At 71.6% G+C, this 22,189-nt stretch carries 22 protein-coding genes; 9 read left to right on the forward strand and 13 right to left on the reverse strand.

Going from position 1 to position 22,189, the window contains the following annotated elements; genetic code table 11:
* Nucleotides 1-107: 107 nt before the first annotated feature.
* The 4 genes from CP983_RS37020 to CP983_RS37035 form a co-directional block, all read right to left on the reverse strand.
* Nucleotides 108-740 carry a hypothetical protein gene (locus CP983_RS37020; RefSeq protein WP_229914852.1) on the reverse strand — a complete coding sequence of 211 codons (633 nt, stop codon included), beginning with the start codon at nt 738-740 and terminating at the stop codon, nt 108-110.
* Nucleotides 741-762: 22 nt separating this feature from the next.
* The gene (locus tag CP983_RS37025; RefSeq protein WP_229914851.1) at nt 763-1,212 is read right to left on the reverse strand and encodes an RNA polymerase sigma factor; all 450 of its coding nucleotides are present in this window, start codon (nt 1,210-1,212) and stop codon (nt 763-765) included.
* 233 nt (nt 1,213-1,445) lie between these two features.
* Nucleotides 1,446-3,206 carry an NAD(P)/FAD-dependent oxidoreductase gene (locus CP983_RS37030; RefSeq protein ID WP_150504459.1) on the reverse strand — a complete coding sequence of 587 codons (1,761 nt, stop codon included), beginning with the start codon at nt 3,204-3,206 and terminating at the stop codon, nt 1,446-1,448.
* Between the two features lie 56 nt (nt 3,207-3,262).
* Nucleotides 3,263-3,940 (reverse strand): hypothetical protein, encoded by a 678-nt coding sequence (locus CP983_RS37035; RefSeq protein ID WP_229914850.1) that lies wholly within the window; start codon nt 3,938-3,940, stop codon nt 3,263-3,265.
* 220 nt (nt 3,941-4,160) lie between these two features.
* Between CP983_RS37035 and CP983_RS37040 the strand changes: the two genes are divergently transcribed.
* The 3 genes from CP983_RS37040 (at nt 4,161) to CP983_RS37050 (ending at nt 7,094) form a co-directional block, all read left to right on the forward strand.
* Entirely contained in the window at nt 4,161-5,543 is a 1,383-nt protein-coding gene (locus CP983_RS37040; RefSeq protein WP_229914849.1) for a cation:proton antiporter domain-containing protein, read from the forward strand.
* A 98-nt stretch (nt 5,544-5,641) separates the two neighbouring features.
* The gene (locus CP983_RS37045; protein WP_150507084.1) at nt 5,642-6,178 is read left to right on the forward strand and encodes an SRPBCC family protein; all 537 of its coding nucleotides are present in this window, start codon (nt 5,642-5,644) and stop codon (nt 6,176-6,178) included.
* Nucleotides 6,179-6,224: 46 nt separating this feature from the next.
* Nucleotides 6,225-7,094, forward strand: coding sequence for an alpha/beta fold hydrolase (locus CP983_RS37050; RefSeq protein WP_150504461.1), 870 nt, complete (start codon nt 6,225-6,227; stop codon nt 7,092-7,094).
* Between the two features lie 13 nt (nt 7,095-7,107).
* On the opposite strand, the gene CP983_RS37055 is transcribed toward CP983_RS37050, so the two are convergent.
* Nucleotides 7,108-7,938, reverse strand: a complete 831-nt coding sequence (locus CP983_RS37055; RefSeq protein ID WP_150504463.1) for an alpha/beta fold hydrolase — start codon at nt 7,936-7,938, stop codon at nt 7,108-7,110.
* A 146-nt stretch (nt 7,939-8,084) separates the two neighbouring features.
* Here CP983_RS37055 and CP983_RS37060 point away from each other — a divergent pair, with 146 nt between their 5' ends.
* Nucleotides 8,085-8,969, forward strand: coding sequence for an RNA polymerase sigma-70 factor (locus CP983_RS37060; RefSeq protein WP_150504465.1), 885 nt, complete (start codon nt 8,085-8,087; stop codon nt 8,967-8,969).
* 248 nt (nt 8,970-9,217) lie between these two features.
* Nucleotides 9,218-9,979, forward strand: coding sequence for a GntR family transcriptional regulator (locus CP983_RS37065; protein WP_125526707.1), 762 nt, complete (start codon nt 9,218-9,220; stop codon nt 9,977-9,979).
* A gap of 106 nt (nt 9,980-10,085) precedes the next feature.
* On the opposite strand, the gene CP983_RS37070 is transcribed toward CP983_RS37065, so the two are convergent.
* From CP983_RS37070 to CP983_RS37080, 3 genes are all read right to left on the reverse strand, one after another.
* Nucleotides 10,086-11,243 (reverse strand): ROK family protein, encoded by a 1,158-nt coding sequence (locus CP983_RS37070; RefSeq protein WP_030967028.1) that lies wholly within the window; start codon nt 11,241-11,243, stop codon nt 10,086-10,088.
* Nucleotides 11,244-11,355: 112 nt separating this feature from the next.
* Entirely contained in the window at nt 11,356-12,018 is a 663-nt protein-coding gene (locus CP983_RS37075) for a response regulator transcription factor (protein ID WP_150504467.1), read from the reverse strand.
* Nucleotides 12,019-12,032: 14 nt separating this feature from the next.
* On the reverse strand, nt 12,033-13,202 hold the full coding sequence (locus CP983_RS37080; protein ID WP_150504469.1) for a sensor histidine kinase: 1,170 nt from the start codon (nt 13,200-13,202) through the stop codon (nt 12,033-12,035).
* A 108-nt stretch (nt 13,203-13,310) separates the two neighbouring features.
* Here CP983_RS37080 and CP983_RS37085 point away from each other — a divergent pair, with 108 nt between their 5' ends.
* Genes CP983_RS37085 through CP983_RS37095 form a run of 3 tightly spaced genes read left to right on the forward strand, consistent with a single transcriptional unit; the run spans nt 13,311 to nt 15,429 of the window.
* The gene (locus CP983_RS37085; RefSeq protein WP_150504470.1) at nt 13,311-14,231 is read left to right on the forward strand and encodes an ABC transporter ATP-binding protein; all 921 of its coding nucleotides are present in this window, start codon (nt 13,311-13,313) and stop codon (nt 14,229-14,231) included.
* 2 nt (nt 14,232-14,233) lie between these two features.
* Complete coding sequence (locus tag CP983_RS37090) at nt 14,234-14,959, forward strand: ABC transporter permease (protein ID WP_150504472.1); 726 nt, start codon at nt 14,234-14,236, stop codon at nt 14,957-14,959.
* 41 nt (nt 14,960-15,000) lie between these two features.
* Complete coding sequence (locus CP983_RS37095; protein WP_125526702.1) at nt 15,001-15,429, forward strand: hypothetical protein; 429 nt, start codon at nt 15,001-15,003, stop codon at nt 15,427-15,429.
* 30 nt (nt 15,430-15,459) lie between these two features.
* On the opposite strand, the gene mug is transcribed toward CP983_RS37095, so the two are convergent.
* Nucleotides 15,460-16,008: a G/U mismatch-specific DNA glycosylase gene (gene mug, locus CP983_RS37100; RefSeq protein ID WP_150504474.1), complete on the reverse strand. Its 549-nt coding sequence runs from the start codon at nt 16,006-16,008 to the stop codon at nt 15,460-15,462.
* A gap of 13 nt (nt 16,009-16,021) precedes the next feature.
* On the reverse strand, nt 16,022-17,464 hold the full coding sequence (purB, locus tag CP983_RS37105; RefSeq protein ID WP_150504476.1) for an adenylosuccinate lyase: 1,443 nt from the start codon (nt 17,462-17,464) through the stop codon (nt 16,022-16,024).
* 314 nt (nt 17,465-17,778) lie between these two features.
* On the opposite strand from purB, the gene CP983_RS37110 reads away from it, so the two are divergent.
* On the forward strand, nt 17,779-18,834 hold the full coding sequence (locus CP983_RS37110) for a hypothetical protein (RefSeq protein ID WP_150504478.1): 1,056 nt from the start codon (nt 17,779-17,781) through the stop codon (nt 18,832-18,834).
* A gap of 82 nt (nt 18,835-18,916) precedes the next feature.
* Here the strand turns inward: CP983_RS37110 and CP983_RS37115 are convergent, their stop codons facing one another.
* From CP983_RS37115 to CP983_RS37125, 3 genes are all read right to left on the reverse strand, one after another.
* On the reverse strand, nt 18,917-19,699 hold the full coding sequence (locus tag CP983_RS37115; RefSeq protein WP_150504480.1) for an SGNH/GDSL hydrolase family protein: 783 nt from the start codon (nt 19,697-19,699) through the stop codon (nt 18,917-18,919).
* Between the two features lie 81 nt (nt 19,700-19,780).
* Nucleotides 19,781-20,794 carry a hemolysin family protein gene (locus tag CP983_RS37120; RefSeq protein ID WP_107912100.1) on the reverse strand — a complete coding sequence of 338 codons (1,014 nt, stop codon included), beginning with the start codon at nt 20,792-20,794 and terminating at the stop codon, nt 19,781-19,783.
* On the reverse strand, nt 20,791-22,131 hold the full coding sequence (locus CP983_RS37125) for a hemolysin family protein (protein ID WP_150504482.1): 1,341 nt from the start codon (nt 22,129-22,131) through the stop codon (nt 20,791-20,793). The genes CP983_RS37120 and CP983_RS37125 overlap by 4 nt, the downstream gene beginning before the upstream one ends.
* Between the last annotated feature and the right edge of the window lie 58 nt (nt 22,132-22,189).

Consider the following 22,189-nt stretch of genomic DNA (forward strand, 5'->3'; position numbering starts at 1 on the left):
GTGCGTGATCTCCTCAGGTAGAGCGGATCGCCGGACCGGTACGGCGACCGGCCCAGCGGAAGTACGTGCCGAGCCGGTCCCCGCGAGTCGTGCGGATGTGGGCGCCGTCAGGCCTTGGCCGCCTTGCCGGCCGGGGCCTGCAGCGCCTGGATGAGCTTCGGGATCAGTTCGAGGAGCTGGGCGAGCTGGGCCGGCAGCGCGAGCAGATCGCCCACGCCCTCGGCGGCGTGTCCGACACCGCCCGCCAACTGGCCGACCCCGCCCGCCAGTTGCCCGATCCCGCCGAGCGCGTTCGCGGCACCCCCGACCGCGGCCAGAGGATTGCCCGCACCCGCCACCCCCGCGAGTGCGGCGAGGGGATTGCCCGCACCTGCCGCCCCCGCGCCGCCCGCCGCTCCGGCGAGCGCGGCGAGCGGGTTGGCGGCGCCGGCCGCACCGGTGAGCGCGGCCAGCGGGTTGGCCGCTCCGGACGCTCCCGTCAGCGCCGCGAGCGGATTGCCCGCCGTGCCCGTGAGCGCCGCCAGCGGATTCGCGGCGCCGGCGAGCAGCGCGGCGGGGTTGGCGGCGCCGGCCAGGGCCGCCAGGGCGTTCACCGGGATTCCGGCCAGGGCCTCGACGGAACCGGTGGCGGACGACGACTTCTCGGGCCGGTTGAGAATGTCGTCGAAGGCCTCCTTTCCACTGTCCGCCATATTACCCATGAGGTCCTTGAGGATGTCCTGCATGTTTTTGTTGGACATGATCGAGTTTCCTTTCGGTTGGTTATCCCGTGGCGTCTTCCATGGCCTTTACACAGGCGGTTCTGAGGCGTGCCCGCCCTCTGGTGAAAGCGGCTTCGGCCGCCTTGAGGGAGATGTTGTGCATTCGGGCGAATTCCGCCGTGGAAATTCCCTCGGACCGAGCGAGTATTACTTCCTGCTCACGCCCCCTCAGCTGCCGTACCTGGTTGAGCAGCCATTTGCCGAACTCCTCGTCGCAGACGTCCTCCTCGGTCGTCCCGGGGTCGTCCAAGAAGGCCGTCCGTTGTAAGAGGCGTCTGCGTCGTTCCAGGTCGCGATAGAAATCCGTGCACAGGCGCAACGCCACGGAGGTGAGGAAGGGCCCCAGCCGGCTGCCGTCCAGGGCGGAGTGCGCGGCCGCCCGGGCCAGCGTCTCCTGCACACAGTCCTCGGCGTCCTGATGGCTCGGGAGTCGTCGTCGGACCAGCCGCATGAGGCGGTCCCGGTGCTGGGATATGTCGTCCCAGGAGCATTGGGCGGGCGAGGGGCAGGAGGAATTTCGTGCCATATGGAGTGCAGCCCGTAGTCTCTCGATCGAGCAGGGGAAATGGTGGCCCGAATCAGATTTGTGGGCCCCAATTTTTTCCTACCCGAGGCGCCGGGGCGGCAAACCGTAAATCTTTCTTGTGGAATACCCGGGAATGGCTTTCCGCGCACATACCGCTCTTATTTTCGGGAGGGAATCTCCCGGCGCGTCCAGTCGCGGTTCCAGTTGACCCACATGTCCCGCACGGTCTGCTGCACCAGGGAGGAGCCGCGCCGCACGTCGGTGGTGAGGGCCTGGACCGCCTCCTTGCCGACGAGCCGCGCACCTCCGGTGAAGTACGTCCCCCGCACGTGCTGGGGCGAGCGGAACCTGCCCCACAGCAGGATCCGCATCAGGGGCCAGAGGGTGAACACCCCGGAGGGGCAGCGGTCCTGGGGGTCCAGCGTGCCCCACACCGCCGGGCACAGCCCGCTCTCCCGCAGCAGGTCGAAGATGCGGGTGACGGCCTGATCCCTCGTCAGATCACCGCTGCCGTAGGCGAGTACGACGTCGCGGGCCTGCTCGAAGAGCTGCCCGACCCAGGGATTGTCGACGCCCTGAAGTCCCCGATAGGGCGCCGTCTCCAATGCCGTGAACGACGCCGGATCACCCGTTTTCTCGAATGCCACCGCCGCCTGGTTCTGCGCGTTCGTCCCGTACAGCGTCGTGATGGTCCACACCCGGTTCCACGCGTTCCACAACTCGAAGTCGTCGAACGAGACATAACTGCACGAGACCAGGTCGTCGTAGAACCGGAACATGCGCTTGATCCACTGCTCCAGATACCCGAACCGTGCGGTGTCGAAATCGTCCTCGCGCACCGCGTCGATGATCCGGTGGCTCAGCGCGTTGAGTGCCATCACCGTGACCGCCAGCCCGCTGGAGAACAGCGGGTCGATGAAATCGCTGGCGTGCGGGAGCAGGCACCACCGGTCGCCGACCACCGACCGTGACGAGAACTGCGTCCGGTCGGTCGACACGTACGGACGCACCGCGCGGGCGTCCTCGAACTGCCGCGCCACACTGGGGAACTTGCGGACATGGCGCCAGAACTCCTCCTCCGCGGAAACCCCTTCGGGACGCGGATGGCGGTCCAGATCGAGATTGACCCCGACGCTGCACAACTCGCTCGTACCGGCACTGTGGTTGTCGAACGGGATGACCCAGAACCAGCCGCCCTGGAAGAGATGGTGCAGCGTGCCCTGACTGAACGGGCTGGGCATCCCGTGCTGTTCGCGCGGCGGTGCGACGGTGTCGAAGGGGCGCACGTTCACCATGTGCGTGAAGATGGTGCGCGAGCGCGTCCGGTACGGCGGCTCCTGCCGCAGCCCCAGCCGCTCCGGCAGCAGCGCGCGCATACCGCCGGCGTCGACGACGTACGACGCCTGGAAGGTGCCCTTCTCCCTGGTGACCAGGGTGACGCCGTCCTCGTCGAACTTCACGTCCTCCACGACGGTGTGGGTGTGGGCGGTCGCGCCGTACGAGACGGCGACATGGAACATGTACGCGTCGACGTCCTGCCGCAGGTAGTGCGAGTCGGGCCCGAGCGGCGGCCCCCAGGTGGGGTACTGGGTGCACTCCTCGGCGCGGGTGGGCTCTCCCTCGCGGTGGTAGACGAAGCTGAAGTTGCGCTTGACCCCGCAGTTCGACGACACATGGCGGCGCAGGGCCCCGTTGGTCGCGAGGTGCTCGATCTCCGGGACGTCGTAGCGGCGGGCCAGGACCCGCAGGCCGAAGGTGGTCTCGGGGACGGTGGACTCTCCGATGGCGAACCGGGGGTGACCGCTTCCCTCCAGAAGCAGCACCCGCACGCCGTGGCGGGCGAGGATCGCCGCCAGCATCGTCCCTCCGATGCCGCCTCCGACGATGGCGACATCGAAAACACGCTGGTCGTCTTGCACGTCTTCGTCCTTTCGCGACGGGAAATACGCTGTGCCGAGCCCGTGATCGACGGCCGTCAGGCCGCCGGCGGACCCGGCAGTGCCCGGCGCAGCCCGCAGGCGGCAACGCGGGCGGAGAACGACAGGGCGAACCAGGGAGTGGGCGCGAGCGCGGCCAACCGGTCCCGCTCGCCCGGCAGTCGACGACCACCGCGTCCGGTGACGTCGAGCCAGGCCCCGAAGTGCAGCAGCCGCGCCTCCGGCCCCGCGTGCCGCGCAGGGCGGGCCCGCATGTGCTCACGGACCGCCCGGGTCAGCGCCGCGCGCCGCACGTCGTCCACCCCGTGCCCGGCCAGGAAGCGGTCGAGCAACGCGGCCGAACGGCCCGGGAATCCGCCCCGCAGCGGCGCGCCGCCCCGGGTCAGCCCGGAGTCGTGGAACGCCGTCGCGACGAACAGCCCCGCCCGGTCGTAGTGGATCCCACGGGTGCGCGCGTAGGCGTCGGCCAGCAGGAACGTACGCAGCGAGTGCAGCGCCGTGCGCGGCGGTACGAGGATGTGCAGTTCGCGCAGCGCCGCCGCCACCAGCCGGTCGCCGAGCAGCCCCGACACCGACGGCTCGGCGAGCAGGGGACGCCACGCCGGCGGTGCCGAAGCGGACGGACCGCCCTCGTCCGGACCGGGGTCCCGCACGTCGTGCGGATGCGCGGACATGTCGTGCTGGTGCGCGGAAATGCCCTGCGGGTCGGCGGACATGACGAACTCCTCTCGCATATGCGATGTGCCGGTTGCGCCTGTCTCCTCTCTTTACGCCCGGACCGGGCATCCCCCTGCCCCTGTCCCGCCATCGCCCGGACCTTGGCCGATCTTCGCCCTCGCGCCCTCGAACGAGGATGCGGCGGGCGCGAACCCGGCGAACGAGGGGCAGGGATCCCCGCACTGACCAGCCGCCACCGCGCTCGACAAGGAGCCGCCCGTGAAGGCCAGTACCGCCCACCCCTCCGAAGCCGCAGCCACCGTCGCCCCGCGCCGAATGCTCCTGGGGTACGGCGCGTTCGTCGCGATACCCGTCGGCGTGACGGCGCTCGTCCTCGCCTCGGTCGGCTACTCGGGCCCCGCGGGCCACGCGCCCGCGGACTCCGGCGCCGTACCCCTGTACCGGATCCTCGGCGTCCTCGCCCTGGTCACCGCCTGCGCCGCCTGGGCCGGAGCGATGGCCCGGCGGATCGGACAGCCGCGCGTGGTCGGGGAGATCGCCGTCGCGCTGCTGCTGGGGCCCTCGGTGTTCGGCGCGCTCCTGCCGGACGTGCAGCGCTCGGTGCTGCCGCCCGAGGTGTTCCCGTTCCTCAACACCCTCGGTCAACTCGGCGTCACCCTCTTCATGTTCACCGTGGGACGCGAACTGTCGCTGACCGCGCTGCGCCGGGACGGTCTGTCCGCATCGGCACTTATCGGCCATTCCGGCATCGCCATCCCGTTTCTGACCGGTGTGCTCGTCGCCCTGGCCCTGCCGGACACCTACCGGCCCGACGGGGTGGGCGCCGTGCCGTTCGTGCTCTTCATGGGACTGACCCTGAGCATCACGGCCGTACCCGTGCTGGCCCGGCTGCTCGCCGACGAGGGCAGGCTCAACACCCGGCTCGGCACCCTCGCGATGGCCTCGGCGAGCGTCGCCGACGTCACGGCCTGGTGCCTGCTGGCCCTCGTCCTGGCGGTCGCGAGCGGCGGTTCGCCGACGGCCGCGGCCGTGACGGTCGGCTGGGTCGTCCTCTTCGGCCTCGTCGTGTGGTGCGTCGTACGCCCGCTGCTCGTGCGCCTTCTCGGCACGCGGCGCCCCGAGGGCCCGATGGCCGCGGCCCGCACGGCCTCCATCGTCCTCGTGACCGTCCTGCTGTGCGCGCTCGCCACCGAACAGATCGGTGTGCACGCGCTGTTCGGGGCCGTGGCCGCCGGCCTCGTCATGCCGCGCACTCAGGCGGTGGAGCAGATCGCCTGGCGTGTGGAGGGGCTCACCAGCTGGATGCTGCTGCCGTCGTTCTTCATGGCCGTCGGCCTGAGCACCCGGCTCGGCGCGGTGCACGGCGCGATCGGCTGGTTGATCTGCCTTGCTCTGCTGGCCGCCGCGGCTACCTCCAAGTTCGTCGCCACGATGGTGCCCGCCCGTCTGCTGCGCTTCTCCTGGCGGGAGGCGGCGCAGCTCGGCGCGATGATGAACTGCCGCGGCCTGACCGAACTCATCATCCTCAACACCGGACTCGCGGCCGGTCTGCTCTCGCCCGCCCTGTTCGCCATGCTCGTCGTCATGGCGCTCGCCACCACCGCCATGACGGGGCCGCTGCTTCGGCTCATGGACGACTGAACCGGCGTGGGACGAGGGGACCCGCGCGCCGGGCGTGCTCTCCCGTTCCCCGTTCGGCGGAGTTGCCGCACGCGGGGACCGGGCAGCCAGACATCGTGATCACGGTTCTGAATGTGCACGAACGCTGCCTCCCCGCACCCCTGGAGGACGTCGGCGCCCTGATCGACCGCCTGGGCGGCGCGGAGGACCGGCTGTGGCCGCCCGACTGGCCACCGGTGCGCTTCGACGGGCCGCTGGCCGTCGGGGTGGCCGGCGGCCACGGTCCGGTGCGCTATGTGGTGAGCCACTATGTGCCGGGCCACTGGGTGCGCTTCCGGTTCACCGGACCGCGCGGCTTCGACGGCTTCCACGAGTTCAGCGTCGAACCCCTCGGCGACGGGCGCACGGTGCTGCGCAACACCCTCGTCGTGCGCCCGCGCGGAGTGCGCTGGCTGGGCTGGGTGCTGTTCTTCCGGCCGTTGCACGACGCGGCCTTCCGGCACGGCCTGGACTGCGCCGAGCGCTCGCTGACCGGCCAGGTGGTGTGCCCGGTGCGGTGGGGGTGGTACGTCAGCCTGCTGCGTGCCGCGAGCGCCCGCCTGATGCCCCGGTCGGCCGGCCGACGCGGATCAGGGGAGCCGCGGCCGGGACCGTAAGACCGGGAGGACGAAGGAAGGCCGCGCGCAGGAAGGACGGACCGCCGTGAGTTTCCCGCAGCCCAGGATCCCCGGCATCAATACCGACGATGTCACCACCGACGTCACCGAGGCACCGCACCGGGCGGCCGGACTCGGCCGCGCCGCCGTAGCGGGAGTCGTCGCCACCGTCGACGTGGAGGCGGGGGAGGACGACTGGGACCTGCCGCCGACCGAGGAGCATCCGCGCCCGGTGGTGCTCGTGCACGGCACGTTCGGCAACCGCGGCTACACCTGGACCGACGCCACCCCGCTGCTGCGGCGTGCGGGCCACCGCGTCTTCCGCCTCGACTACGGCCGCCATCTGCACCCGGTGCTCTTCGGGCTCGGCGACATCAGGGCGTCGGCACGGCAACTCGCCGAGTTCGTCGACGAGGTGCTGCGCCGCACCGGCGCCGCGCAGGTGGACCTCGTCGGCTTCTCGCAGGGCGGCATGATGCCCCGCTACTACCTCAACGCCCTCGGCGGCGCCCCCAAGGTGCACAACTTCGTCGGCATCGCCCCGAGCAACCACGGCGTCACCGCCCAGGGACTGATGAACCTCGCGCGTCAGATCCCGGGCGCCAGGGAACTCGTCGAGCAGGGCGCCGTGGGCACCGTCGTCCCGGCCTGGCCGCAGCTCCAGCACGACCACCCCTTCCAGCGGGAACTCGCCGACCTGGGCGAGACCGCGGAGGGCGTCCGGCACACGGTGATCGCGACGAGCCACGACGACGTCGTCACGCCGTACACCTCGTGCGCGCTCGCCGCGGCCGAGGGCCGCCACGTGAGGAACGTGGTCCTCCAGGACCTCGACCCCGAGGACAGCACCGCCCACGTCGCCATGCCCGACAACCCGACCGTGCTGAAGGCGGTCCTCGAAGCCCTGGCCGAGTGATCCCGCGGCCCGCTCAGCGGCTGCCGTCGAGCAACACCCGGGCGACCAGGGCCGGATCGTCGCTCATCGGCACATGGCCGCAGCCGGGCAGGCGCACCAGCCGGGCCCGGGGGATGATCCGCTTCGCACGGACGCCCTGCCGGGGTATCAGCAGCCGGTCCTTGCTGCCCCACGCCACGGTGACCGGGATCCCCGACACGTCATCGGTGAACTGCACCTCCCGGCCGGAGTGGAGAGTCTCGAAGAAGCCCTCCGCGCGGGCCAGTCCGACCGTCTCGGCGACCACGGACTCGGGCGAACGGCGGCCGGGGCGGGCGTAGATGGTGCTCGTCAGGGTGGCACGGCCGGCCGCGGAGCGGGACAGCCACTCGACGAGCGGCAGCGGCATGCGCTCGGCGGTCCGCCGCATCCCGGTCAGGACGGTGAAGGCGTACTGCCGCTCCAGCTGTGACCAGAACCCGGCCGGGGACAGGGCCGTCACCGAGCGCGCCAGGTTCGCGCGGCCCAGGTCCAGGGCCAGCAGACCGCCCAGCGAGTTGCCCGCGACATGCGGCCGCTCCAGCTCCAGGGCCTCGCACAGCGCCCCGAGCACGACACTCATCGACGCCAGGTCGTGCCCCAGACCGTCAGGCAGCGCGGGGGACTCACCGCACCCCGGCAGGTCCACGGCTATCACGTCACGCTCGCCCTCGAGGACGGGTATCACCGGGTCCCACACCTGACGGTGGTGGCCGATGCCGTGCAGCAGGAGCAGTGGTGCGCCGGTGCCCACGCGCGCGTAGGAGAGCGTCATGCTCTGCGGGCCGTGCGAAGTCGGGACTTTGAAGGAGACGGTGGCGGACATGCTGCTCCTCGTCGGGGCTCACGGACTGGGCGTCGTGTAGACAGCTTGTCAGCAATTGCTACCGACGGGTAGCCCCTGGCGGAGAGCCCTGCCCGCCGCGGCGATTCCGCCTGGACAGGGCCCGGCGGGTGGGCTGGGATGGTGGCGTGACCACCGGAACCGAGACCGACGTCTTCGAAGAGCACCGCCCCGTCCTGCTGGGCGTCGCTTACCGCATGCTCGGCCGCGTCGCCGACGCGGAGGACGTCGTGCAGGAGGCATGGCTGCGCTGGTCGTCCGCCGACCGGTCCGAGGTGCGCGAGCCGCGCGCCTATCTGGTGCGCGTCACCACCCGCCTCGCCATCGACCGGCTGCGCCAGGTCAAGGCGCGCGGCGAGACCTACACCGGCCCCTGGCTGCCGGAGCCGTACGTCACCGACTTCGGGGACACCGTCCCGGACACCGCCGAGCGAGCCGTCCTCGCCGACTCCGTCTCGCTCGCCGTCCTCGTCGTGCTGGAGTCGCTGTCACCGCTGGAGCGTGCGGTGTTCGTGCTCAGGGAGGCCTTCGGCTACCCGTACGGCGAGATCGCCGTCATGCTCGACCGCGGCGAGTCGGCGGTACGTCAACTCGCCGGACGCGCCCGCAAACACGTCGACGAACGACGCCCCCGGTACGAGGTCGACCCCGCCCAGCGGCGCGACCTGACCGAGCGTTTCCTCGCCGCCGCCGCGGAGGGCGACCTGGAGGGGCTCATGTCGCTGCTGGCCCCCGACGTGCGGCTGGTCGGCGACAGCGGCGGCAAGGCGAAGGCGCCGCTGCGGGTCCTGGAGACGGCGGACCACGTGGGCCGCTTCATCGTGGGCGCCGCAAGCAAGGGCGTCGACGAACTGTCCTGGCGCTTCCTGGAGATCAACGGCGGCATCGCGGTGCTGGCCCTGTCCGGCGGCAAGCCCGACTCCGTCTTCCAGCTGGACGTCGTGGACGGGCGTGTCCAGGCCGTCTACATCATGCGCAACCCCGACAAGCTGCGGTCGCTGGCCGCCCGCTAGGCCAACCAGCCCGTTCGCCCGCCGAGCCCCCGTCGATGCGACGGGGGCTTTGCCGACATGTAACAAATGCCGTTCTGTACGAACGTGCCGTGAACGTTCCCGGGCGTCCCGCACATACGCGGACATGGGATGGAGGATTGGTATTGACCAAGGGTGAGGCCCGCCCTATGGTCGCAGATAAGTGCAACAACCTTTAATAAACAAGGGCGCTAAAACGCCGCCGGGCAACGGCGATTGCGGAGGACAGGGTGGGGACCACGCAACTGGAATCGGTGCCGGAACCGAAGTACTGGCATCTGAGGACCGTGCTCAGCGAGGCACTGGACTCGGAGTTCTCCGTGGGCGAGATCCTGCCCAACGAACGCGACCTGGCGGCCCGCTTCGGCGTCGCCCGGGCCACGCTCCGCCAGGCTCTCGAACAGCTCGAACTGGAAGGCAGGCTCCAGCGCCGCCGCGGTGTCGGTACGACCGTCGCGCCGCCGCGCGTGGGCGTGGCCGTCGGCACCGAGCAGCACGCCTGGCCGGGCGCGGCAGGCGACGTCTGGCAGACCGCGGACTGCGACCTGGCCGTGCCGGCCGCCTCGGTGGCCGACGCCCTGGAGAGCGGCCGGGACGAGCCCGTGCACACCGTGCACCGCTCGCGCGTGACGCACGGTCAGCCCGTCGCCGCAGAACTGCTGTACATCCCCCAGTCGTCGGTGCCCGACCTCTCCGGCATCGACGCCCCGTCCGGTGCGGCACGCGCGCGTGCCGTGCTGCGCGAACTGCACCGGCTGGAGCTGGAGGGCCAGGACAGCGCCGTCGAGCTTGGCTCGGCCCGCGCGGACGACGCCAAGGCGCTGGACCGCCTCCCCGGGGCGCCCGTCCTCGTCGTGACGACCCGCTACATCGCCGCGGGCCGCACCGCCGCGCTCTCCGTCGCCACGTACCGCGCGGACACCTGCCGCCTGACCTTCGGCGACTCCGGCGGCGTGGAGATACACGAGGACCCGCAGCGCCGCGCGTCCTGACGACCGCACAGACCGAACACGGCCGCGCGCCCCGGATGTCGTCCGGGGCGCGCGGCCGTCGTACGGGGCCCGATCATGGAATCGACCGGAGCCGGGGCCGGGCCGGTCAGCGGCGGCCCGTCACCGTGCCCTCCACCGCGAACAGCTGCTCCTCCACATGGTCGAGGGCGAGCCGCAGGGCGCCGGTCGCGACCGCTGCCTCGCCGAGGAGGGAGAGGGCCACGTTCGGGGGGCGCAGGCAGTAGCGGGCCAGCTCGCGTCGCAGGGGCTCCAGCACGCCGTCGAGCCCGGCCGCCCAGCCGCCGACGACGACCAGCTCGGGGTCGAGGGCGAGCACGAGCGCGGCCACGTCGTGGACCAGGCGCTGGATGAAGCGGTCGACGGCTGCGAGGGCCTGCTGGTCGCCCTCGCGTGCCTGGGCGAACACCTCGGCGACGGCGTGCTCGTCCAGCGGCCGCAGGGGTTCGTCCGTGGTCGACAGCAGGGTCTCCGGCGTCGCCTCACGGCCCAGCAGATGCAGGGCGCCGATCTCACCGGCCGCCCCGCCGTACCCCCGGTGCAACTGTCCGCCGATCAGCGACCCGGCGCCCGGGCTGAGCCCGGCCAGCACCATCACCACGTCGTCGGACTCGGTCGCCGAACCCTTCCAGTGCTCGGCGACCGCCGCCGCGTTCGCGTCGTTCTCCACCAGGACCGGGCACTTGAAGGACCGGCTCAGCCGCTCACCGAGCCGCAGCCCGGTCCACTCCGGCAGCGCGGCGCCCAGCCGCACGGTGCCGTCCGCGTCCACGATGCCCGGCGTCGCGACCCCCACGGCCCGCAGCGAACCACGGGAGACACCGGCCCGCCGCAGCAGCTCGGCGACGCCCGTACGCACCCGCTCCAGCCGCTCGTCCGCCGGCGCCGTCTCGTCCACGTCCTTGGCGATGGAGCCCAGCACCCGGCCGTCGAGGTCGGCGAGGAGCGCGGCGACCCGGTGCGCGCCTATCTCCACGCCCAGCAGATGCCCCGCCTCCGCCCGGAACCGGAACCGCCGCGCGGGCCGCCCCTGACGCCGTACGACACTCTCGTCCGCCGCCTTCTCGACGACGTACCCCGCCTCGATGAGTCCCTCGACCACGCCCTCGACGGTCGGCCGGGACAGTCCGGTCACCCGGGTGATCTCCGTCAGCGTGGCGGCGTCCGTGGCACGCAGGGCGTGCAGCACCACCGCGGAGTTGATCCTTCGCAGCAGCGAGGGATCCCCGCCGGTCAGCTGCCCCAACGTCCGTCCTCCCAGCTCGTGCGCGTGTTGGGCGGATGGTACTCGCCGGTGCGGACCCCGGCGAGTGGTGGGCACCGCCTACCTGGCCCCGGCCCGCCCGCGGCCGGGTGGATCACCCCGGTGCCACGAACCCCGACTCGAACGCCGTGATCACCGCCTGCGTGCGATCGCGTGCCCCCAGTTTCGCCAGGACGGCACTCACATGCGACTTCACCGTCTCCGTCCCCACCACCAGCCGGGCGGCGATCTCCGCGTTCGACAGCCCCCGCGCCATCAGCCGCAGCACCTCGGCCTCCCGCTCGGTCAGCCGCGCCCGCTCCAGCTGGGCGCGTGCCGCCCGGTTCCCGCCGTCGTCGCCGTACTGCGCGGCCAGTTGCCGCACCGAGGCCGGGAACAGCAGCGACTCGCCCTCGGCGACCAGCCGCACCGCGTGCACGATCTCGGCCGGCCGGGCCCGCTTCAGCAGGAAGCCGTCGGCACCGGCGCGCAGCGCTTCGTTTACGTACTCGTCGTTCTCGAAGGTCGTGACGACGAGGATCTTCGGCGGCTCGTCCACCGTCCGCAGCACCGCGCGCGTGGCCTCGATCCCGTCCAGCAGCGGCATGCGCACGTCCATGGCGACGACGTCGGGCCGCAGTTGCCGCACCAGCGGAATCACCGCGGCCCCGTCGGCCGCCTCCCCGACGACCTCGATGTCGGGCTGCGCCTCCAACACGGCCCGCAGACCCGCGCGTACGAGGGGTTCGTCGTCGACGAGGAGAACGGTGACCGGCATCCGGTCAGCCTAGATCAACTCACCGGCAGCTCCACATGCACCTGCCAGTCACCCTCGGCGGGACCGGTCAGCGCGTGTCCGCCCAGCATGGCCGCCCGCTCGCGTATGCCACGCAGGCCGCTGCCCCTGCCGGGCCCGGGTATCTCGGCGGTCAGGGGATTGCGGATGTCGAGGGTGAGCGTGCCGTCCGCGACCCCGATGCGCACCCGCGCCGGCACGGAACCCCCGTGGCGCAGCACATTCGTCAGCGACTCCTGGAGGATGCGATAGCCCTCCCGGGAGACCGGCCCCGGCACGGTGTCCAACGGCCCCGTCATCTCGACGTCGACCTTGGTGCCGGAGGCCCGCGCGGACTCCAGCAGACGGTCGGCGTCCGTGAGCGTAGGACGGCTGCTGACGGGCCGCTCGGACTCCCGCAGCACGCCGAGGACCCGCTCCAGGTCCTCCAGGGCGGCCCGGCCGGTGTCCTCGATGGCGGCCAGGGCCCGGTCGGTGAAGGCCGGATCACCGGCCGCGCGGGCCGCACCCGCCTGCACGACCGCCACGGTCAGGGCATGGCCGATGGAGTCGTGCAGTTCGCGGGCGATGCGCGTGCGTTCCAGGAGCTGTTCGGTGCGTTCCTCCAGGGCGGCGAGGCGCTCGGCCGGGGACGGGCCCAGCAGGCGCAGCGCGAGCGCGGTGACGAGATGTCCCGAGGCCACGACCGTCCCCGCGAGGGCGGCCAGCGGCACGGGCACGAGCAGGACGTGCCACCAGGCGTGACCGGCGAGGACGAACAGGTCGGCATCGGTGTCGTCCCCGCCGAACGGCGCCGCGATCAAGTCCACGATGAAGAACAGCAGTTGGGCGGCGAGGGTCGTGGCCACGCAGCCGAGCACCAGTCGCGCCTCCAGCCACACGACGACTCGTCCCCGGTCGCCCCAGGAGGCGGACGGTGCGACGACGATGTCGTTGCCGCCCCGGTCGTGCCGCTGACCGGTCAGCAACAGCCTGGCCTGGAGCCCCTCCACGGTCCGCATCGCGGGCACCAGGCCCGCCGGCGCCAGCAGTGCGGCGGCCACCACCCAGGTCCACCACTCCTCCCGGACGAACAGCAGCATGGCGGGCCACACGATGGCGATGATCAGGTGCAGCAGTCGTGTGTACGTCACCGCCCGGCCGAACGGGCGCAGCAAGCGGACCATTTCGTCATCGTGCCAGCCACCACTGACAACGGACCTCCCCCGCACGGGGGAGACGATCTCCACCGGCGGGGGAGGGCCCGGACCGGCCCCCGCGGCCAGGCTGATGCCATGACCAGCATCGAGATCCAGGCACTCACCAAGGAGTACGGCACCCGGCGCGCCGTGGACGACCTCACCTGCACCGTCCTCCCCGGCCGCGTGACCGGTTTCCTCGGCCCCAACGGCGCCGGGAAGTCCACCACCATGCGACTCGTGCTCGGCCTCGACCGGCCGACCTCCGGCACCGCCACCGTCGGCGGCCGGGCCTACGCGACCCTGAACGAACCCCTGCGCCACGTGGGCGCGTTGCTGGACGCCCAGGCGGCCCACGGCTCGCGCACCGGCCGTGACCATCTGCGTGTCCTGGCGGCGAGCAACCGCATCCCGGACCGCCGGGTCGACGAGGTGCTCCAGGAGACGGGGCTGTCGTCCGTGGCCCGTCGCCGGGTGAAGACGTACTCGCTCGGCATGCGCCAGCGGCTCGGCATCGCCGGGGCGCTGCTCGGCGATCCCGAGGTCGTCATGCTCGACGAACCGTCCAACGGCCTGGACCCGGAAGGCATCATCTGGATCCGCGGCCTGCTGCGCCGCCTGGCGGAGGAGGGGCGCACGGTGCTGGTCTCCAGCCACCTCATGAACGAGACCGCGTCCTTCGCCGATCACCTGGTGGTCCTCGGCCGCGGGCGTCTCCTGGCGGACACCCCGATGCGCGAGTTCATCCACGCACGCGTGGAACCCCGTGTCCGCGTCCGCACCCCGGACGCCACCGCGCTCAGGACCGCGCTCGCCCGGCACGGGCACGACGCCGTCCAGCACGAGGACGGGCACTGGATCGTGCGCCACGCACGCGTGGACGACATCGGCCGGCTCGCCTCCGAGGCAGGCGTCCCGCTCCTCGAACTCGCCTCGGAGGAGGGCACCTTGGAACAGGCCTACCTCGATCTGACGGCCGGCGAGACCGAGTTCACCGCACAGCCCCAGGAGGCCTGATCATGGCATTCACGCCCGTACTCCATGCGGAATGGCTCAAGATCCGTACGCTGCGCTCGCTGCCGGGATCGCTGCTTGCGCTGTTCGCGGTGACCACGGCGTTCGCAGCGCTGGCCGGAGCCGACGGGAGCTCCGACCCCGACTTCGACCCCTTGTTCACCTCGTTCTTCGGGGTCCTGCCCGGCCAGATCGCCGCCGTCTCGTTCGGCGCCATGGCGGTGTCGTCGGAGTACCACGGCGGCGCCCTCCGGCTGACACTCGCCGCGGTGCCGCGGCGCGGGCGGTGGTTCGCCGCCAAGATGACGGCCATCGCGGTACCGGCCCTGCTCGTCGGACTGGTCACCGCCCTCGCGGCACTGGCCGTCGCCCGCGCGGGACTCGGCTCGGCGGCGAACGGACTCACAACTGCCCAGCAGGTGCGAGGCGTTCTCGGCTGCGGTGTCTACCTCATGCTCATGGCCCTGTTCGCGGCCGGTCTCACCGCCGTGCTCCGCAGCGGGGTCGCCACCCTGTCCGTCCTCATCCCGTTCATCCTCGTGGTGTCCTTCGTCGTCGGCGACGCCGTGGGCACCGTGGCCGACTACCTGCCCGACAAGGCCGGCCAGATCGTCCTGCACCAGACCTACGACGGCACCCTCGGACCGTGGTCGGGCCTGGCGGTGACCGCGCTCTGGACGGCTGCCGCCCTGCTGGCGGGGGTCTGGAGCGTGCGGCGCCGGGACGCCTGACGGCACGCCAATTGTCAGTGCGGCCGGGTTTACTGGACCCCATGAACATCGCGCGGCACATCGCCCTCGTCGACGAGTTGTGCTCCCGCCCGTTCACGGCGGAACACAGCACGTACGAGGGCGGCGAGAGCGGACCCGGGTACCACCTCGCCGTGTTAGAGAGCAGCCACGGCGACTGCGGGACACGGGCATCGACGGTGGAGCAGTTCGAGAAGTACCGCGACGCACTCCACGAACCGCTCGCCGCGCGGTGGGGGGAGAAGCCCCCGTGGAACGGCCAGACCACCTTGCTGCGCACCGCGGACGAGGAGATACCCGAGCCCTGGGCGTTGCTCGGCAAACGCGTCCGCGTGGCCTACGTCTGGGAAGCGGTGGGCACGGGCCGTTGGCTGGTGCTGGCTGTCGCCGACCGCGACGAGTCCGACGACGTGAAGCTCATAGCTGTGGCGACGGAAACCGACCCGCCGTGACCACCTGACCTGACCGACCGGAGCGCCCCGTCAGGTGTCGTCCGCCGCCACCCGCAGCCGCCCGTATTCCTCCGCCATCGTCGCCGCAGTCCAATGCGCGTTCAGCCCGCTCGGGTTCGGCAGGACCCACACGCGCGTGTCCCCGATCGTCCGCTCCTGGGGACCCACCTGCGCCTTGCGGTCGTCGAAAGCCGCCCGGTAGGCGGTGACCCCGACGACGGCCAGCCAACGCGGCCGCAGCCGCCCCACCTTCGTCGCGAGCAGCCGCCCGCCCTCCCGGTACTCCTGCGCGCTCAGTTCGTCGGCCCGTGCGGTCGCCCGCGCGACGACGTTCGTGATGCCGAGCCCGTACGAGAGCAACTCATCCTGCTCCGACGGCTTCAAGAGCCTCGGTGTGAAGCCGGACAGATGCAGCACCGGCCAGAAGCGGTTGCCGGGGCGGGCGAAGTGATGGCCGGTCGCGGCCGTCATCAGACCCGGGTTGATACCGCAGAACAGCACATGGAGGCCGTCCGCGACGACATCGGGGACGAGTCGGTCACGGGCGGCCGCCAGCTGCTCCTGCGTGAAGCGAGTCATACCGGGAGAGGCGTCAGAGGATGGCCCCGGGCGTGTAACCGGCGGCCTCCGGGCGCTGCTTCACGATCTCCTCGATCCGGCCGACGACCACGCCGACCTGGTCCGCCGCGGCACCCGTGAAGGACAGCTTGTCGGCCATCAGCGCGTCCAGCCCGGCACGGTCCAGCGGGATCCGCTCGTCGGCGGCCAGCTTGTCGAGCAGCTCGTTGCGCTCGGCACCCTGCTCGCGCATCGCCAGCGCGGAGGCGACGGCGTTCTCCTTGATCGCCTCGTGCGCGACCTCACGGCCGACGCCCGCGCGCACCGCGCCCATCAGCACCTTGGTGGTGGCGAGGAAGGGGAGGTAGCGGTCCAGCTCGCGGGCCACGACGGCCGGGAACGCCCCGAACTCGTCCAGCACCGTCAGGAACGTCTCCAGCAGGCCGTCCAGCGCGAAGAACGCGTCCGGCAGCGCGACCCGGCGCACCACCGAGCAGGACACGTCGCCCTCGTTCCACTGGTCGCCCGCCAGCTCGCCGGTCATCGAGGCGTAGCCGCGCAGGATGACCATGAGGCCGTTGACGCGCTCGCACGACCGCGTGTTCATCTTGTGCGGCATCGCGGAGGAGCCGACCTGGCCCGGCTTGAAGCCCTCGGTGACCAGCTCGTGCCCGGCCATCAGCCGGACCGTCTTGGCCAGCGAGGACGGCGCCGCCGCCAGCTGCACCAGCGCGGTCACGACCTCGTAGTCCAGCGAGCGCGGGTAGACCTGGCCGACCGAGGTGAACGCCTGCGAGAAGCCCAGGTGCCGGGCGATTCGGTCCTCCAGCTCGGCGAGCTTCGAGGCGTCCCCGCCCAGCAGGTCCAGCATGTCCTGTGCCGTGCCGACCGGGCCCTTGATGCCGCGCAGCGGGTAGCGGGCAAGCAGCTCCTCGACCCGGCCGTACGCCACGAGCAGCTCGTCGGCGGCGGTCGCGAACCGCTTGCCCAGCGTCGTGGCCTGCGCGGCGACGTTGTGCGAGCGGCCGGCCATGACCAGCTCGCCGTACTCGCCTGCCAGCTTGCCGAGGCGCGCCAGCACGGCCACCGTACGGTCGCGCACCAGCTCCAGCGAGAGCCGGACCTGGAGCTGCTCGACGTTCTCCGTGAGGTCGCGGGACGTCATGCCCTTGTGGACGTGCTCGTGCCCGGCGAGGTCGTTGAACTCCTCGATCCGCGCCTTCACGTCGTGCCGCGTGACCTTCTCGCGCTCGGCGATCGAGGCCAGGTCGACGGTGTCGAGGACGCGCTCGTAGTCGGCGATCGCCTCGTCCGGCACCTCGATGCCGAGGTCCTTCTGGGCCCGCAGTACGGCGAGCCAGAGCCGGCGCTCGAGCTTCACCTTCTCCTCGGGGGACCAGAGCGTGGCGAGCTCGGTGGAGGCGTAGCGTCCGGCGAGGACGTTCGGGATGCGGGGCTTGGCGGGCGCAGAAGTCACGTGTACGGAGTTTACCCGGCGTCCTGCGGGCCCCCGACGGAGCGGCCCAGGTCAGCGATGCTCCCCGTGCGGCCGTCGCCCCGGTCCGCGAGACGGACGGTATCGGCGCGGGCGATCGGGTGAATTCCCAGTACATCGACGCGTCCCGGTTTCCTGGGGCCTCCACATTTCGTTCATAGTCTGCAAGTCGTGGCGAGTTTGAGCGCGCGGCATCCCGGCTCCTCCCACGACCTAGCCGATCCCGGCATTCGACGACATCGCGTCAATGACCGGCGTCGGCTTCCCCATTTCTCCCGAGAGAAAGACGAACGACAATGCGACAGGCTCTGACCAGGGGATTGATCGCGGCCGCCGCCGCGACGAGCGCCCTGTCCCTGTACGGCACAGGCGCGTCCGCCGCCCCACTCGTGCAGGGAGCCGTGGCGAAATCCGCCGCCGCACTGCCGGGCCATTCGGATCCCTGGGACTCGGACGGGCTGAACGAGCAGCTGGACGAGAAAATCGGCAACATGCACGAGAAATTCGGCGAGGCGCAGGACCAATTCCAGGAGGTGCAGAAGAAGCTCGACAACCTGGATCTGCCTCGGCCCACCTCCAGCGAGACGTCGGGTCACGGCAACTCCGGCTACGGCACCGACGCGCCGAGCTCCGAGGGATACGGCTCCGAGAAGCCGGCCGACCACGGGTACGGCTACGGCAGCGAGAAGCCGACCGACCACGGCTATGGCTACGGCAGCGAGAAGCCCAAGGACCACGGGTACGGCTCCGAGAAGCCGAAGGACCACGGCTACGGCTCCGAGAAGCCGGCCGACCACGGGTACGGCTACGGCAGCGAGAAGCCCAAGGACCACGGGTACGGCTCCGAGAAGCCGACCGACCACGGCTATGGCTACGGCTCCGAGAAGCCCAAGGACCACGGCTACGGCAGCGAGAAGCCGAGCGACCACGGCTACGGCTCCGAGAAGCCCAAGGACCACGGCTACGGCTACGGCAGCGACAAGCCGAGCGACCACGGGTACGGGCACGACAAGCCCGGCGACCACGGTTACGGAAACGACCACGGCTACGGGGACGACCACGGCTACGGGGACGACCACGGCTACGGGGACGACCACGGCTACGGGGACGACCACGGCTACGGGGACGACCACGGCTACGGGGACGACCACGAGTGCGGCTACGGAGACGACCACGGCCACGGCTGTGACGGGCCGGACAAGAGGGGGCCGGGCAAGCCGGGCCACCCCCACATGCCCGACACGGGCATCGGAACCGAGGGCGTCATCGGCGGCATCGCCGCCAGCGGTGCGCTGCTCGTCGCCGGCACCGTCCTGTACCGGCGCAGCCGGGCCACGTCCCGTCAGTCGTAGTGCGCAGGGCGTCGGCGCACGACACGTAGCGGTCGTGCGGTCCGGCGCCCTGGGGCAGGCGTAGGCCCGGGATCCTGCGGGCCTACGCCGCCGGGCCCTCGTACGGCAGCAGTTCGGGACGCTTCGCCGGCAGTCCGTCTCCGGAGGAGCGTCCCGTCAGCCGTCGGCCTATCCAGGGCAGCAGGTACTGACGCGCGAATCGTGCGTCGGTGACCCGCCGCGTCATCCAGCCCGGCGGCACCGTGGCCGGCATCGGCGTCCGCCACTCGGTGTCCTCGGGGTCGTAGCCCAGGCGCTGCCACACGGCCTCGGCGACCCGGCGGTGGCCCTCGGCCGTCAGATGCAGCCGGTCCACGTCCCACATGCGGGGGTCGCTGAGTGAGGCGGCGCCGTAGAGGTCGACGACGACCGCGCCGTGCCGCTCGGCCAGCTCTTCGACGCAGACGAACAGCTCCTCCATGCGCGACCGGAACCGCTCCAGGACCGGGCCCTGGCGACCCGGGCTGCGCATCAGCACCAGTTGCCGGCACGCCGGGGCGAGCTTCTCGACGGCCTCTTCCAGCAGGCCGCGCACCCGCCCCATGTCGCACTTGGGGCGCAGGGTGTCGTTGAGGCCGCCGACGAGGGTGATCACATCGGCGTTCATCGCGGCCGCCACGTCGACCTGTTCCTCGACGATCTGCCCGATCAGCTTCCCGCGGACCGCGAGGTTGGCGTACCGGAAGCCGGGGGTGCGGGCGGCCATCCGGCCGGCGAGGAGGTCGGCCCAGCCTCGGTAGGAGCCGTCGGGGAGCAGGTCCGACATGCCCTCGGTGAAGGAGTCGCCGACCGCGACCAGGCTGCTGTATGTGGGGTTCGTCTGCATGGCGACAGGAATGGTATCCCGGCTCCATACCCGCCGGTCGGTCGGGCATGAGCCGGGCACACCATCCACTCGGCCCCACCGTCAGGCGCGCTGTCCGAACAGCTTCCGCAGCACGTCCTCCATGGTCACCAGGCCGGACAGGAGCCCGTCGCTGCCCAGCACGGCCGCCACATGAGTGCGGCTGCCCCGCATCGCGGTCAGCACGTCGTCCAGCGGTGTGCTCTCCCGCACCCGGGCGATCGGACGCATGTCCGCCACCTGGAACGGGACGTCCTGCTGGACGGCGTCCAGCGCGTCCTTCACATGCAGGTAGCCGACGATGCGGCGCCCGTCGTCGACGACCGGGAAGCGGGAGAACCCGGACTCGGCCGACAGCCGCTCCAGCTCCTCCGGCGTGACGCCCACGCGCGCGTAGACGACGCGTTCCAGCGGAAGGACCACGTCACGCACGGGCCTGCGGCCCAGCTCCAGGGCGTCGTGCAGCCGCTCGCGCGCACGCTCGTCGATGAGCCCGGCCTCGCCGGAGTCGCGCACCAGCCGTGCCAGTTCCGCGTCCGAGAAGGTCGCCGTGACCTCGTCCTTGGTCTCGACGCGCAGCAGCTTCAGGAGCATGTTGGCGAAGGCGTTGATCGTGAAGATCACCGGCCGTACCGCGCGGGCCAGCGTGACCAGCGGCGGTCCGAGCGCCAGGGCGCTGCGCACCGGCTCGGCCAGCGCGATGTTCTTCGGCACCATCTCGCCGAGCAACATGTGGAGGTAGGTGGCCAGCGCCAGGGCGATCGCGAAGGAGATCGCGCGTCCGGCGCTCTCCGGCACCCCGACCGCGTGGAACACCGGCTCCAGCAGGTGCTCGATCGCCGGTTCGGCGACGACACCCAGCACCAGCGTGCACAGCGTGATGCCGAGCTGTGCGGCCGCCATCAGGGCGGACACGTGCTGCAAGCCCCACAGCACGCTCTTGGCGCGCCGGTCGCCCTGCTCGGCGTACGGCTCGATCTGGGAGCGGCGCACGGAGATCAGCGCGAACTCGGCGCCCACGAAGAAGGCGTTGACGACCAGCGTCAGAAAGCCGATGAACAGCTGTACGGCGGTCATCGCCCGTCCTCCTTCTCGCTCGCGGCGGCGTCGTCCAGCGGCGCGTGCAGCAGCACCCGCGCGGCCCGGCGCCCGGCGGCGTCCACGACGTCGAGCTGCCAGCCGGCGACCTCGACGCGGTCACCCACGGCGGGGATCCGGCCCAGTTCGCTGGCGACGAGACCGGCCAGGGTCTCGTACGGCCCTTCGGGTGCCCTGAGGCCGACGCGTGCGAGCTGGTCCACCCGTGCGGAGCCGTCGGCCGAGAACAGCGCCCGGCCCAGGTCGTCGCTGCCCGCGGGGGCGAGGTCGGGTGTCTCGTGCGGGTCGTGCTCGTCGCGGACCTCGCCGACGACCTCCTCGACGATGTCCTCGAGGGTGGCGACACCGGCCGTACCGCCGTACTCGTCGATGACGACGGCCATGGTGCGCTTGCCGGACAGCCGGTCGAGGAGCCGGTCGACGGTGAGCGTCTCGGGGACCAGCAGCGGCTCGCGCATCAGCTCGGAGACGGGGACGCGGGGCCGGCGCTCGGCCGGTACCGCGAGGATGTCCTTGATGTGCGCGGTGCCCACGACCGCGTCGAGGCTGCCGCGGTAGACCGGGAACCGGGACAGCCCGGTCGCCCGGGTCGCGTTCGCCACGTCCTCGCAGGTCGCCTGGGCGTCGAGGGCGACTACCTGGACGCGCGGCGTCATCACGTTCTCCGCGGTGAGGTCGGCCAGGTTCAGGGTCCGTACGAAGAGCTCGGCGGTGTCCGCCTCCAGGGCGCCCTCCCGGGCGGAGTGCCGCGCGAGGGCGGCCAGCTCCTGGGGGCCGCGGGCAGCCGCCAGCTCCTCGGTGGGCTCCACGCCGAAGCGGCGCACGATGCGGTTCGCCGTGTTGTTCAGGTGCGTGATGAACGGGCGGAAGATCGCGCTGAACCAGCGCTGGGCGTTGCCGACCCGCTTGGCCACGGCCAGCGGGGAGGAGATCGCCCAGTTCTTGGGCACCAGCTCGCCGACGACCATCAGGACGACGGTCGACAGGGCCGTGCCGATGACCAGCGCGATCGAGCTCGCCGTCGAGCGGGAGATCCCCATCGACTCCAGCGGGCCCGCGAGCAGCGTGGCGATCGAGGGCTCAGCGAGCATGCCGACGACCAGGTTGGTGACGGTGATGCCGAGCTGTGCGCCGGAGAGCTGGAACGTCAGGTTCCGTACGGCCTTCAGGGCGCCGGCCGCGCCCCGCTCGCCGCGCTCCACGGCCCGCTCCAGCTCACCGCGCTCGACGGTGGTCAGGGAGAACTCGGCCGCGACGAAGGCACCGCAGGCGAGCGACAGCAGGATCGCCACCAGAAGGAGGAGCACTTCGGTCATCGGGTCACCTCCGTCCCATGGTCGGACAGGGTGGGGAGGATCGCTCGATGTCTGCTAC

Origin of the sequence: Streptomyces chartreusis, assembly GCF_008704715.1 — a bacterium.
GTDB classification, from domain to species: domain Bacteria; phylum Actinomycetota; class Actinomycetes; order Streptomycetales; family Streptomycetaceae; genus Streptomyces; species Streptomyces chartreusis.

Bases quoted from the DNA above. Each gene is read 5' to 3' on its own strand.
- CP983_RS37025 (WP_229914851.1), bottom strand. From the start codon at position 1,212: ATGCGGCTGGTCCGACGACGACTCCCGAGCCATCAGGACGCCGAGGAC.
- CP983_RS37080 (WP_150504469.1), bottom strand. From the start codon at position 13,202: ATGGTCCGCTTGCTGCGCCCGTTCGGCCGGGCGGTGACGTACACACGA.
- CP983_RS37125 (WP_150504482.1), bottom strand. From the start codon at position 22,131: ATGACCGAAGTGCTCCTCCTTCTGGTGGCGATCCTGCTGTCGCTCGCC.
- mug (WP_150504474.1), bottom strand. From the start codon at position 16,008: ATGACTCGCTTCACGCAGGAGCAGCTGGCGGCCGCCCGTGACCGACTC.
- CP983_RS37115 (WP_150504480.1), bottom strand. From the start codon at position 19,699: ATGCAGACGAACCCCACATACAGCAGCCTGGTCGCGGTCGGCGACTCC.
- CP983_RS37110 (WP_150504478.1), top strand. From the start codon at position 17,779: ATGCGACAGGCTCTGACCAGGGGATTGATCGCGGCCGCCGCCGCGACG.
- CP983_RS37085 (WP_150504470.1), top strand. From the start codon at position 13,311: ATGACCAGCATCGAGATCCAGGCACTCACCAAGGAGTACGGCACCCGG.
- CP983_RS37020 (WP_229914852.1), bottom strand. From the start codon at position 740: ATGTCCAACAAAAACATGCAGGACATCCTCAAGGACCTCATGGGTAAT.
- CP983_RS37120 (WP_107912100.1), bottom strand. From the start codon at position 20,794: ATGACCGCCGTACAGCTGTTCATCGGCTTTCTGACGCTGGTCGTCAAC.
- CP983_RS37090 (WP_150504472.1), top strand. From the start codon at position 14,234: ATGGCATTCACGCCCGTACTCCATGCGGAATGGCTCAAGATCCGTACG.
- CP983_RS37075 (WP_150504467.1), bottom strand. From the start codon at position 12,018: ATGCCGGTCACCGTTCTCCTCGTCGACGACGAACCCCTCGTACGCGCG.
- CP983_RS37035 (WP_229914850.1), bottom strand. From the start codon at position 3,940: ATGTCCGCCGACCCGCAGGGCATTTCCGCGCACCAGCACGACATGTCC.
- CP983_RS37095 (WP_125526702.1), top strand. From the start codon at position 15,001: ATGAACATCGCGCGGCACATCGCCCTCGTCGACGAGTTGTGCTCCCGC.
- CP983_RS37055 (WP_150504463.1), bottom strand. From the start codon at position 7,938: ATGTCCGCCACCGTCTCCTTCAAAGTCCCGACTTCGCACGGCCCGCAG.